The 12,961-nt window shown below is 37.8% G+C and carries 12 protein-coding genes and 1 pseudogene; 8 read left to right on the plus strand and 5 right to left on the minus strand.

All coding sequences use genetic code 11. The features are described from left to right. Positions 1 to 11 precede the first annotated feature (11 nt). Both ACYU0V_RS09535 and ACYU0V_RS09540 read right to left on the minus strand, forming a co-directional pair. Positions 12 to 284 carry an HU family DNA-binding protein gene (locus ACYU0V_RS09535; RefSeq protein ID WP_001043034.1) on the minus strand — a complete coding sequence of 91 codons (273 nt, stop codon included), beginning with the start codon at positions 282 to 284 and terminating at the stop codon, positions 12 to 14. 169 nt (positions 285 to 453) lie between these two features. Then, positions 454 to 909 carry a phasin family protein gene (locus ACYU0V_RS09540; protein WP_086264586.1) on the minus strand — a complete coding sequence of 152 codons (456 nt, stop codon included), beginning with the start codon at positions 907 to 909 and terminating at the stop codon, positions 454 to 456. Between the two features lie 208 nt (positions 910 to 1,117). On the opposite strand from ACYU0V_RS09540, the gene ACYU0V_RS09545 reads away from it, so the two are divergent. The 8 genes from ACYU0V_RS09545 to fdx all read left to right on the plus strand — a co-directional run bounded on the left by ACYU0V_RS09545 (position 1,118) and on the right by fdx (position 7,233). After that, positions 1,118 to 1,765 carry a hypothetical protein gene (locus tag ACYU0V_RS09545; protein WP_086264585.1) on the plus strand — a complete coding sequence of 216 codons (648 nt, stop codon included), beginning with the start codon at positions 1,118 to 1,120 and terminating at the stop codon, positions 1,763 to 1,765. Between the two features lie 109 nt (positions 1,766 to 1,874). Continuing rightward, positions 1,875 to 2,348: an Rrf2 family transcriptional regulator gene (locus tag ACYU0V_RS09550; RefSeq protein ID WP_002117915.1), complete on the plus strand. Its 474-nt coding sequence runs from the start codon at positions 1,875 to 1,877 to the stop codon at positions 2,346 to 2,348. Position 2,349: 1 nt separating this feature from the next. Next, the gene (locus ACYU0V_RS09555; RefSeq protein ID WP_002117998.1) at positions 2,350 to 3,567 is read left to right on the plus strand and encodes an IscS subfamily cysteine desulfurase; all 1,218 of its coding nucleotides are present in this window, start codon (positions 2,350 to 2,352) and stop codon (positions 3,565 to 3,567) included. Between the two features lie 66 nt (positions 3,568 to 3,633). Continuing rightward, the gene (gene iscU / locus ACYU0V_RS09560; protein ID WP_002117907.1) at positions 3,634 to 4,020 is read left to right on the plus strand and encodes a Fe-S cluster assembly scaffold IscU; all 387 of its coding nucleotides are present in this window, start codon (positions 3,634 to 3,636) and stop codon (positions 4,018 to 4,020) included. A 30-nt stretch (positions 4,021 to 4,050) separates the two neighbouring features. Beyond that, positions 4,051 to 4,371, plus strand: coding sequence for an iron-sulfur cluster assembly protein IscA (gene iscA / locus ACYU0V_RS09565; RefSeq protein WP_002117986.1), 321 nt, complete (start codon positions 4,051 to 4,053; stop codon positions 4,369 to 4,371). 90 nt (positions 4,372 to 4,461) lie between these two features. After that, positions 4,462 to 4,980 (plus strand): Fe-S protein assembly co-chaperone HscB, encoded by a 519-nt coding sequence (gene hscB / locus ACYU0V_RS09570; protein WP_002117921.1) that lies wholly within the window; start codon positions 4,462 to 4,464, stop codon positions 4,978 to 4,980. Between the two features lie 37 nt (positions 4,981 to 5,017). Continuing rightward, positions 5,018 to 6,877, plus strand: coding sequence for a Fe-S protein assembly chaperone HscA (gene hscA, locus ACYU0V_RS09575; protein WP_461847177.1), 1,860 nt, complete (start codon positions 5,018 to 5,020; stop codon positions 6,875 to 6,877). 17 nt (positions 6,878 to 6,894) lie between these two features. Then, positions 6,895 to 7,233: an ISC system 2Fe-2S type ferredoxin gene (gene fdx / locus ACYU0V_RS09580; protein ID WP_009387062.1), complete on the plus strand. Its 339-nt coding sequence runs from the start codon at positions 6,895 to 6,897 to the stop codon at positions 7,231 to 7,233. Positions 7,234 to 7,286: 53 nt separating this feature from the next. Here fdx and ACYU0V_RS09585 read toward each other — a convergent pair. The 3 genes and pseudogenes from ACYU0V_RS09585 to mfd all read right to left on the minus strand — a co-directional run bounded on the left by ACYU0V_RS09585 (position 7,287) and on the right by mfd (position 12,907). Further along, positions 7,287 to 8,753 (minus strand): annotated as a pseudogene (locus ACYU0V_RS09585) (adenylate/guanylate cyclase domain-containing protein). 56 nt (positions 8,754 to 8,809) lie between these two features. Further along, positions 8,810 to 9,244 carry an HIT domain-containing protein gene (locus tag ACYU0V_RS09590; RefSeq protein WP_002117900.1) on the minus strand — a complete coding sequence of 145 codons (435 nt, stop codon included), beginning with the start codon at positions 9,242 to 9,244 and terminating at the stop codon, positions 8,810 to 8,812. 201 nt (positions 9,245 to 9,445) lie between these two features. Continuing rightward, entirely contained in the window at positions 9,446 to 12,907 is a 3,462-nt protein-coding gene (mfd, locus tag ACYU0V_RS09595) for a transcription-repair coupling factor (RefSeq protein ID WP_461847180.1), read from the minus strand. Positions 12,908 to 12,961 lie beyond the last annotated feature (54 nt).

The following is a 12,961-nucleotide window of genomic DNA, read 5'->3' on the forward strand; positions in this document are numbered from 1 at the left end:
ATCTTAAAAGATTAAGCTACTGAATCTTTAAGACCTTTACCAGCTTTAAAGCTAGGTACTTTTGTTGCTTTAATTTGAAGCTCTTCGCCAGTTTTTGGGTTACGACCAGTACGTGCAGCACGTTCTTTAACACTGAAAGTACCAAAACCAACTAAAGTTACTGTGTCACCTTTTTTAAGTGCTTCAGTAATTGACGCAATTGTCGCATCGAGTGCCTTGCCTGCATCAGTCTTAGATACTCCCCCTTTTTCAGCAATTGCATCGATTAATTCTGATTTATTCATGAATAAAACATCCTCTTAATATCGTTTGTTTAAGGTCCAAGGCTATAGTTTAAAAGGCCATGACGCCTTTATAGCAATGCTTTAGGGGAAAACGCAATACTAGAGCAGGGCTTTTAGCAAAAATAAATGCTAAAAAACTGTTATATATTTGCTAAATCCCAACATTTTTTTACTTTTTATTCAATTTTGCTTTCAACTGTTGATTTTCTTCTATTAAAGCATCCACCTTAATATGCAGTTGTACAAGCAACTGTTCGATATGTTGTAAATCCTTCGGTGTCACCAATCCAATGCGATTTAAAGAGTGATTAACACTCGTATCAAGAATCTTTTCTACTCTGTCTTTTGTTTCAGATACAGACTCTTTTGCTTTTTCTGTGACCTTACCGACAGTATTGTCTGCTAAGTCTCCAGTTTTTGATTCTAGCTCCTCACCTACTTTAACTAAGGAATCAAACAGCTTATTTCCTTCTTCTTCCGCACGAGAAAAAGCGCCTAATCCAGCTAACCAAATTTGCTTAGTATACTTCCTAAAATCCAAAGCTGATTTTCTTGAACTTTTTGATTTTAATTTATTTTTTTCTTCCGACTCTTCTATCTGGGTATCTATATTTGCATTATCCATTAATCTAAACTCCTAATCAGATGAGAGAAATGATGACTGATTTGACCACAAAATATTTCTATAATATCAAAGTAAAGACTTGATCCATTTACAAAACTGTTCTACAAAGCAAATAAGTCATGTAAATATATTTAACACGACATTGTGTTAAGTTTGGGATAGGATGTCCCATTCTTCAGTTAATTGCTATTTCTAAGGATAAACTTTTATGAGTGAAACGCAACAAAGACAAAAACATCCGCGTCTGTTGCTAAATATTGTTCTAATTATCTTAGAAACTTTTTTTTCATTTATTCTCACCCACGATGGTGCCCTTCGCTTGCAAGCGAAAAAGTTTATTTTGAACAAAACAACGATTCGTATTAATAGCTATTTACCTTTCTTTGACTTCTATGTTCAATTTACAGAAAAAGGTTTGTTATTCGATATTCACTCTTTTGATAGACGTATTGATCTTGAGATCAATAGTACGCTTATTGATCTAATTAAAATTTTCGGATTTTCTAATCAACGCAGTCTAAAAAATATGCGTATTGATGGTGATGAGGAAACGAAAAAGGAACTTTTAGATTTAATTTCTCATTTGACTCTTCCAAAATTGCTAGTTGACTGGAAGCAGTGGTTTAACACCCCAGATGATGAAGCTGAAACTCTTGCTTCACGTAAACGAATCGCCCCATTACTTGAGAAAATTGATCAACAAAGATCAGAGATCAACTCCCTTCACGTGGAAATTAAACAATATCAAAATCGAATTAATCGCTTACAACGACGTCAACGAAATATTAACTTCTCCTTTGGTATAATTAGCCTAATATTTATTGTTTATTTCATATATAATTTGTGGGTTGCCTAATTTATTTTTCTATTTTGTTCCAACACTTGAATTAAAAATAAAAAAACTTGACTATTTTAGTCGGGATTCATAAAATCCTATTATCTAGTCTTAACATGTGTATCGAATCATGCGCCTTACAACTCGCGGTCGCTACGCAGTGACTGCTCTACTTGATTTAGCTTTGCAGCCAACTGAACAAACGATCACGCTCGCCGAAATTGCCGCACGCCAATCCATTTCAGTTGCTTATTTAGAACAGTTATTCGCAAAACTTAAGCGTCATGGGTTAGTTTCTAGTGTTCGTGGTGCAAATGGTGGTTACCATTTGGCTCGAAATGCTGATGAAATTACTGTGTTAGAAATTATTGAAGCTGTAAATGAAACGGTTGATGCAACACGTTGTGACCATAAAGGTAACTGCCAAAATGGTGCAATGTGTCTCACTCATGATTTATGGCAAGAACTCTCTCATCATATTGCCGACTATTTAGCAAAAATCTCTCTTGCCGACCTCATTAGCCGAGACAACGTTCAAACTGTTGCATTACGCCAAAATGTGACTGGCACAGATTCAGCTCTTTTATCGGGTACAGGTATTTGATATGAAACGTCCAATTTATCTTGATTACGCAGCAACCACTCCAGTAGATCCGCAAGTTGCAGAACGTATGATGGAGTGTTTAACTTTCGACGGTACCTTTGGTAATGCTGCGTCTCGTTCGCACGCTTATGGCTGGCAGGCAGAAGAAAAAGTTGAATATGCACGTGAGCAAGTAGCAAATTTAATTAAAGCTGATCCACGTGAAATTGTTTGGACTTCTGGTGCAACTGAATCAGATAACCTTGCCCTTAAAGGTGTAGCTCAATTCTATGCATCTAAAGGCAAACATATCATTACAAGTAAAATTGAACACAAAGCTGTTCTAGATCCTTGTCGTGAATTAGAAGAACAAGGTTTTGAAATTACTTATTTAGAGCCAGAACCACAAACAGGTTTAATCACTCCTGAAATGGTTAAGGCTGCCCTTCGCCCAGATACTATTCTTGTTTCTCTTATGATGGTAAACAATGAAATCGGTACAGTTACAGATGTAGCGGCGATTGGTGAATTAACACGTGCCAACAAAACATTTTTCCACGTAGATGCAGCGCAAGCAGCTGGTAAAGTTGATATCGACTTATCTACGATGAAAATTGACCTTATGAGTTTCTCTGCTCATAAAATTTATGGTCCAAAAGGTATCGGCGCATTATATGTACGTCGTAGCCCGCGTGTTCGTCTAAAAGCACAAATTCATGGTGGTGGTCATGAGCGTGGTATGCGTTCTGGTACTTTGGCTACTCACCAAATCGTTGGTATGGGTGAAGCGTTTGAAATTGCAGGCAAAACAATGCATGCAGAACAAGAGCGTCTCCGTAAACTTCGTGACAAACTTTGGAACGGTTTACAAGACCTTGAACAAGTGTTCTTAAATGGTCACCCAACTCAAAACGTTGCAAACTATTTAAATGTTAGCTTCAACTTTGTTGAAGGTGAATCTTTAATGATGTCGCTTAAAGATGCTGCAGTATCAAGTGGTTCTGCTTGTACTTCTGCAACTTTAGAGCCTTCATATGTTCTTCGCGCATTAGGTTTATCTGATGAGCTAGCACACAGCTCAATCCGCTTTAGTTTTGGTAAATACACAACTGAAGAAGACATTGACCACGTGCTTACAATTACCAAAGCCGCTGTTGAGAAATTACGTGAACTTTCTCCGCTTTGGGATATGTACAAAGAAGGTATCGATCTTTCTACAGTTGAATGGGCAGAACACTAATTATTGAAATTAGTGTTTTAACCCTCATATTAATATTAGGCTGACCCCGAGGTTTGGAGAAGCGAAATGGCTTATAGCGAAAAGGTAATTGATCATTACGAAAACCCACGTAATGTTGGTGTTTTAGATAAAAACTCTGAAAATGTTGGTACAGGCATGGTGGGTGCACCTGCATGTGGCGACGTGATGCGTTTGCAAATTCAGGTAAATGATAGTGGGGTGATTGAAGAAGCACGCTTTAAAACTTATGGCTGTGGTTCTGCAATTGCATCAAGCTCACTTGTAACTGAATGGTTAAAAGGTAAGACTCTTGATGAAGCTCAAGCGATCAAAAATATTGATATCGCAACTGAGCTTGCTCTTCCTCCAGTAAAAGTTCACTGCTCTGTACTAGCTGAAGATGCAATTAAAGCTGCGATTGATGATTACCGCAGTAAAAAATCTAAAGCTTAATTTGTTACCATTGTAAACGTTGGAGTTTTCATGATTCATTTAACTGAAAATGCTGCGACTCATATTAGCAATTACCTTAAAAATCGAGGTAAGGGTGAAGGCATTCGCGTGGGTGTGAAAACTTCTGGTTGTTCTGGGTTGGCTTATGTTCTCGAATTTGTTGATTCTGTCGATGAACATGACCAAGTTTTCGAACAATTTGGCGTTAAGGTTTTTGTAGATCCAAAAAGTCTTGTCTATTTAGAAGGCTTAGAAATGGACTACGTAAAGAATGGCCTTAACGAAGGGTTCGAATTTAACAATCCCAATAAAAAAGGTGAATGTGGTTGCGGTGAGTCTTTCACTGTATAACTCCCTCTTCTCCTTCCATCCTTTTCATTAAAACAGTGACTTTTTATAGCACTGTTTTAATGTATTTAATTAACGTGGACCTCCTTTCTAATGAATCATTTTGAGTTGTTCAATTTACCCGTAGAACTCGATATCGATTTGGCGAGCTTAAAATCTAGTTTCTTAAGTTTGCAACAGCAATATCACCCAGATAAAGCAGAAGATAAAGATCAGGCATTGATCAAATCAAGTGAAATTAATCAAGCTTTTAAAGTACTTTCGCAAGTAGATAGCCGCGCTGCTTATCTATTAGCATTAAAAAAGCAAGATCATCACCTTGATCAATCCATTAGTGATTTTGAGTTCCTACAATCAGCTCTAGAACTTCGTGAGCAACTTGATGAAGCAACTTCACAAGAGCATTTAAGTACTCTTAAGCAAGAAGTTTTTCAGTGGATTGATGGCTTAGTTCGCGAATTTAAAATTGACTACTCAGATGAAGATTGGGGCGAAGCTCGAGATACTGTACGTAAATTACGTTTCTTTCAGCGCGTTCTTAACGATATTGAAAAAGCAGAAGATCAACTGTTGGATGATGAAGACAACTTTGATTTAGACGATGATTTTTAATTTGCTTTTTCCAATTTATATTCAAAGGATTTAACTCATGGCACTTTTGCAAATTGCTGAACCGGGTCAATCCAGTGCCCCACATGAACACCGCATTGCGATTGGTATCGACCTAGGAACAACACATTCTTTAGTTGCGACAGTGTTATCAGGCAAACCAAAAGTCCTTAACGACGAAAAAGAAAGACGACTTCTTCCTTCTATTGTGCATTATGGAAATGATGTCACTCATTATGGTGAAGAAGCAAAACCTTTCATTATTGCTGATCCAAAAAATACAATTGTTTCTGTAAAGCGTTTTATGGGACGCTCAAAAGCAGATATCAAATTTCAACACCCATATGAATTAGTGGGTTCTGAAAATGAGATGCCAGCTTTCGAGACATGTTCTGGTCGTAAAACGCCTGTTGAAATTTCAGCTGAAATTTTAAAACAACTAAAAGAACGTGCTGAATCTAGTTTACAAAACCCAGTAAATGGAGCCGTAATTACTGTTCCAGCTTATTTTGATGAAGCACAACGTCAAGCAACACGCGATGCTGCACAACTGGCTGGGTTGAATGTACTACGTCTTTTAAATGAGCCAACTGCTGCTGCTGTGGCTTATGGTTTAGATCAAGAAACGAATTTAGCTACAGATCATAACTATGTGATTTATGACCTAGGTGGTGGTACTTTCGACGTATCAATCTTACGTTTTTCACAAGGTGTCTTTGAAGTATTAGCTACAGGTGGTCATACTGCTTTAGGCGGTGATGATTTAGATCGTCTCATTGTTAAGTGGGCTAAAAAACAATTAAATATTGATACGCTAAGTGATGAAAACTATGCAGTATTTATTGTTGCTGCTCGCCAAGCAAAAGAACAACTCTCTACACAAGAATCCGTTCAGTTAAAACTACTTGAAAATGTACTAACACTTGATCGCTCAACCTTTGAGAGCATTATTCAAGTTGCTTTAGACAAAACAATCAGTGTTTGCAAACGCGTTTTACGTGATGCAAAACTTGAATTATCAGATATTCAAAATGTTGTTTTAGTAGGTGGCTCTACCCGTTCGTATGCTGTTCAGCAAGCAGTTCGCAATGTGTTTAATCAAGAACCACTTTGCACGATTAATCCTGATGAAGTAGTCGCGATTGGTGCTTCTATTACAGCCAATCAATTAATTGGAAACAGCCAAGACGGCTCACTACTTTTAGATGTTACTCCTCTTTCTCTTGGCTTAGAAACCATGGGTGGATTAGTAGAGCGTCTTATTTCTCGTAATACAGCTATTCCGGTTGCTCGCCGCCAAGAGTTTACTACTTATCAAGATGGCCAAACTGCCATGCTGATTCATGTAGTTCAAGGTGAAAGAGATTTAGTCGAACACTGTCGATCGTTAGGAAGATTCGTTCTTCATGGCATTCCTCCAATGACTGCTGGTCAAGCACGTATTGAAGTTACTTTTCAGGTAGATGCAGACGGCTTACTTACTGTTTCAGCTCGTGAAACAACTTCAGGTGTACAAGCTCAAATTGATATTAAACCATCTTATGGTTTATCAGAGTCTGACACTGAACGCTTATTAATTGAAGGTTTCCAACACGCAGAAGAAGATAAAAATCTGCGTCATTTAAAAGAAACCAAAGTTGAAGCTCAACGTGAACTTGAAGCATTAGAACAAGCACTGAAAGTTGATGCTGATTTACTCAATGATGAGCAACTCGAGGCACTTAAAGCCGCTGAAAATATGCTTAAAGTACAACTTGAAGGCAATGATATTCAAGCGATTGAAAAAGCTGTAGAACAACTTAAAGTACATAGTGATGCTTTTGCTGCACTACGTATGAATCGACATATTGACCACGCCTTAAAAGGTACAAAACTTGAAGATTGGTCAAATTCAAACTAAAGGTATAGGTGATCAATATGCCCCGCATTAAAGTACTTCCTCACGCTCAATTTTGTCCTGAAGGTGCAGAATTTGAAGTTGAACAGAATGCAAATCTTTGCCAAAGTTTGCTTGATCGAGGAATTAAAATCGAACACGCATGTGACATGTCATGTGCTTGCACTACCTGTCACGTAGTAGTTCGTAAAGGTTTTGATAGCCTAGAAGAAATGGATGATGTTGAAGCAGATCTTTTAGATCGCGCTTGGGGTCTTGAACCAGATTCTCGCCTCTCATGCCAAGTAAAAATTGTGGATGAAGATTTAGAAATCGAGATTCCTAAATATACAATTAACCATGCTTCAGAAAATCATTAATCGTGTTAATAAAAAAGCTGCTTTTAAAGCAGCTTTTTTATATTTTATAAACTCTAAACTTGATCTTGCTGGTCTATTTCTAAAGGCTTAACTTCATCTTCAAGTCTTAACTGCGCTATACCTTGAGTATTCACTAAAGTTTGTTGAACTTTAATTCGTTGAACCATTTTCTCAAGCACTTCTACTAATTCAGGATATTCATAGTTTTGTACTTCTTCTAGGTTAAGTACCAAGTGAAAGCCTTTATACTCATAATCAAACCATTGCTGATGATCCGATTTATTGCCTGTATATTTCTCCATCACTTGCCATGTCTTTACCGCACCTTGAATACCTTTTAGATAAATCGGTGTTTTAGGAGCGCACAAGAAATCACTTTTAATTAATTGATAAGTATCGTCTGAAATTAAGATTTCATCTATTTCAGCAGCATATTGCAAACGAGCCGCTAAATTCACATCACGACCTACAATCGTATAAGCCATACGATGTGTTGCCCCATAATTTCCTACGTGGCAATAACCAGTACTAATGCCCATTCGGATATGCAATGCTGAGTAACCCATTTTTTTCCAGCGCTCGCGCAACAATTTCATTTGCTGACGCATAGCGATTGCCATTTCTACACAGGCTTTAGCATCTTGCTCCACACCTTGTGAATTCGGATCACCAAAAAATATGAGAATGGCATCCCCCATAAATTTATCAACTGTAGCTTCATACTGTTTAGCAATTTCAGTCATATGGCTTAAATAATCATTAAGCAAAAATGCCAAATCATCTGGAATCAAAGTTTCTGATAACTCCGTAAAACCCTGGATATCAGAAAAAAACACTGTCATTTTTTTACGCTTATATTCAATCTTTGCTTCAGCCTCACCGCGCATAATAGACTGCCATAACTGTAATGGCGCATAACGACTTAACTGATTAGCAAAAGCAATATAGCGGGTCATTTGGTCATAGTAATGTTGACGCTGTTGACTGATTTTTTTAACCCAACGATGCTGGTAGTAGTTTCCGATGGTAATAAACATAACCAAGCCAAGAAGTGTAATTACAGTCAACTCTTGGCTAGTAGGCTCAAAATATGTATAAAAACCAAATAAAAAGAAAGTACTTAAATAAAAAATAATCGCGCCTAACAAACTGGTCAAACAAATGACTGCGAAAGAAATACGACTATTAATTGCTGAATAAAATAATGCAAAAATTGCAATAAATGTAGGCACCAAATTAAGATGCAGACCTGCTAAGGTAACTGCTACAACAATTGCATCGATTGCAAAGAAAACACTTTTTTGAGTTTTTTTATCAAATTGGTACTGAAGCTAGTGTTCTAACTTCGAACTAATAAAAAGTAGGAATAGGAAAAAAGGTGGAACATAGATCTGATAATTAGTATTAGGTGAGGTAAAAGCATAGATCACTAAAATTAATGACAGAATTGAATATCCCATCAAACGATGAAAATATGCAAACTGCTTAGGCTCTCTATCGATAAACCTCTCTAATTGCACCCTATCCTCCACACCTCAATGTAGCCACATTCATATAAATGTGGCATTGCATTGATTTAGTCCATGCGCCAATCAAAAGGCATGTCGCCTTGACCACGTAGCGCAAGCATAAGGGTTTGACGCATATGAGCCAGCACATCATTTGTATAAGGAACCGCAGGTGTACCCCATACTGGTTTAGGCCATGCAACATCATTCTGATAACGTACAACATGATGGAAATGCAATTGAGGCACCATATTCCCCAAAGCTGCAACATTCATTTTATCAGCTCGGAATACACGAGATAGCTGGCTAGACAACCAACTTGATTCGCGCAAAAACTGTTCTTGGTCAGCTTGGCTCAACTCATATAATTCTGTGATTCCCGGCACACGAGGGATTAAAATCAGCCAAGGGAATTGCATATCATTCATTAAACGACATGTTGAAAGCGGAAAATCGCCTACAAAAAAAGTATCTTGAGCAAGTTGTGGATGCAAACTAAACATATCTTTTATAAATGACAATAAACAATAATGGCTAATACTATCACATCAGTTTTGATGTGAGTATTGCTAGTGTCTGGTTTGATTACAAATAACAATGATTTTATGCACTTATTCCCCCAAGAGACCGAGAAATCGTGCATAAAATTCTGTTATCAACATACAAAGGATTTATATAGAATGAAAATCACTTTAAAACACTATTTAAGCATGTAATTCATTCAATAATTTCGCTAATAAATCATTAATAAATTGGATTCGTTTTTCCTGCTCTTCAAGCTGAACCATAACCTTTAAACGTTGACCACCTTCCATACGATAATAGGTTGGATGTTTTTGCATGAGTTGAATAATACTAATGGCCTGAACAGGTGTATCAGGCGAGAATTCAATATTGCCGCCTTGAGTATTAATATCGATTTTAGTAATCCCCAGCTGTTCAGCTTTCAGTCGAATTTGATGAACACTAAATAAGTGTTTAACTGATTGCGGTGGAACCCCAAAACGGTCAATAAGCTCCATACGGATATTGTCGAGCTTTTCTTGAGTATCTGTATTACTAATACGCTTATAGAATAATAAACGCTGATGCACGTCACCTAGGTACTCATCTGGAATAAGAGCAGGTATGTGTAAATTAATTTCTGCTGTTAATGATAAAGGTGCATCAAAATTCGGCGTTTTACCTTGCTGAATCGCTTTAGTAGCTTTTTCCAGCATTTCCATATACAAGCTATATCCAATTGCCTGCATTGAGCCACTTTGCTGCTCACCTAAAAGTTCACCGGCACCTCGAATTTCTAAATCTTCTGTAGCCAGCATGAAACCAGCACCTAAAGTTGAAGCACGTTGTATTGCATCTAGACGTTTTTCAGCATCACCTTTTAAATGCTTTATGGAAGGAACCAATAAGTAGGCATAAGCTTGGTGGTGTGAACGTCCTACACGGCCACGTAATTGGTGTAATTGAGCTAAACCAAGTTTGTCAGCCCTTTCTATTAAAATAGTGTTGGCATTTGGAACATCAATTCCAGTTTCAATAATGGTTGAACATACCAATACATTGTATTCTTTGTGGTAGAACTGTTGCATGACTTGCTCAAGTTCTCTTTCCCTCATTTGCCCATGAGCTACTGCTACACGAGCTTCAGGAACAAGCACACGAATATTTTCAGCTGCTCTCTCAATCGTATCAACTTCATTGTGCAAGAAATACACTTGGCCACCGCGTAGTAATTCACGCAAGATCGCTTCTTTAATAGATGCTTCAGTATGTTCTTGTACAAAGGTTTTAACAGCTAAACGACGGGCTGGCGGTGTAGCAATGATAGATAAATCACGCATTCCCGAAAAAGCCATATTTAAAGTTCGTGGAATTGGTGTAGCTGTAAGCGTTAACATATCTACATCTGCGCGTAATGCTTTAATACGCTCTTTATCCCGCACACCAAAACGATGTTCTTCGTCGACCACCATTAAGCCTAGATCTTTAAACTGCACATTTTCTTGTAAAAGTTTATGGGTGCCCACCACAATATCGACTTTACCTTCAGCAAGGTCTTCAATATTTTTCGTATGGGTTTTATTTGAACCAAAGCGTGATAATACTTCAATACGAACAGGCCAGTCGGCAAAGCGGTCTTTAAAAGACTCATAATGCTGTTGAGCAAGTAATGTCGTCGGTACTAATACAGCGACCTGCTTACCATTTTGCACCGCAACAAATGCTGCTCGCATTGCAACTTCTGTTTTACCAAAACCAACGTCCCCACAAACAAGTCGATCCATCGGTTTAGCTTGTTGCATATCATAAAGCGTCGCTTCAATAGCATTGGCTTGATCAAGTGTTTCTTCGTACGCAAATCCACTCGCAAATTGCATATAAAGTGACTGATCGACTTCAAAACCAAAGCCAGGTTTTGACTGACGACGTGCTTGTATATGTAGCAACTCTGCTGCAACATCATGAATTTGTTCTAAAGCTTTACGTTTAGCCTTACTCCACGCGTCAGTTCCAATTTTGTGTAATGGTGCTAAATCTGGATCTCCGCCACTATAGCGGCTAATGAGGTGCAAGTTAGTCACGGGCACATAAACTTTTGCCTCTTCAGCATAGTCTAGTTGCAAGAATTCATAATCTTGCCCTTCAATTGCCAAAGTAATTAATCCAGCGTAACGCCCTACACCATGGTCAATATGAACAACAGGAGCACCTATGCTTAATTCGGTCAAACTACGAATTAGGAATTCTTCTGAAACTTCTTGCTGACGTTTACGACGACGTTGAACTACGCGATGCTCATACAACTGATTTTCTGAAATAACAGACAATTGATCGGTTAAAAGCAAACCACGGTCTAATGGTGCATTCGTAATAGCAATCGCAAACTGACTTTTCTGGAATTGCTCAAAACTATCTACACTAGGAATATCTCCCAGACTGGCACGCAAACCATCTCTTAAACTTTCTCGTCGACCAGCACTTTCTGCAACCAATAAAACAGGATGATTTGCTTCATCAATATATTTTTTAACTACGGCAAATGGTTTGTCTTTTTTCGGATCAACAGGCAACTTAGGTGGTTGCTCAACCTTAAGATTTAGAGCCCCACCTTTTTCTTCAACTGCTTCAGCGCTCACAAGCATACGTGGGAACTGATTTAAAGCACTTAGTAAGTTATTTGGTGCAATAAATAACTCATCAGGTGGGAGAATTGGCTGGTCTGCGTTATGACGTCTATCTTCATAGCGACGGAAAACTTCTTTCCAAAAACTGGTTAAATCACTATCCACATCATTATTTGTAATTACAATGCAATTCTTTGGAAAGTACGTTGTAAGTGTACTTTGAGATTGCATGTAAGTTTTATCAAAAAATAACGGTAAATAAAACTCAATTCCTGGAGATGCAATTCCATCAAGAACATCTTGGTAAATTGGGTTTTTCTTAGGATTTGCAGTCGGAAAAAGTTCAGAATAACGGTCTCTAAAAATTGAACGAGCTTCTTTTAATGGGAACTCTTTTGCTGGTAAGACGGTAAAACTTTTTAAAGTAGTTGTTGTTCTTTGCGTTTCTGGATCAAAGAATTTTAAAGTATCAATTTCATCATCAAAAAGGTCAATACGGATAGGTGCATCCTGACCAGATGCAAAAATATCCATAATGCTACCACGTACAGCAAACTCACCATGGTCATAAACCGTATCTACTAAATGATACCCAGCTTGTACTAAACGTAGCTTCTGTTGTTCTAAATCAAATTTTTGCCCCACACGTATATCAAAATGCTCCCCTAAAACCCAAGAATATGGTGCAACTCTTTGAGCTAAAGTGCTTGCTGAAATGAGCAATACACCTTTTTGCGGCATATTGGATAAAATCGCGAGTCGCTCTGAAACAATATCTTGATGAGGTGACAAGCGGTCATACGGCAAAATCTCCCAATCAGGGAAAATTGTCGGTTTTATGCCATAAAATTCAAGTTCACTTTCTAACTGAGCAACATGTTGGTTATTTCGAGCTACTACAACGAGCAAAGATGAATGCTGAACGGCAATTTCTTTGAATAATAATGCAGCAGACGAACCTAATAACGACCCTACCCAACGCTTTTCACCGGCTTTGAGCTGTTGTAAATTCAATTGAGAGATTTCTTGTTGAAACATGTATATGGCTTTTATCAGCTAAGAAGATATGAGCTCAATAGTAGCATGATGTTT

The sequence above is a fragment of the Acinetobacter sp. X9 genome, assembly GCF_054889255.1.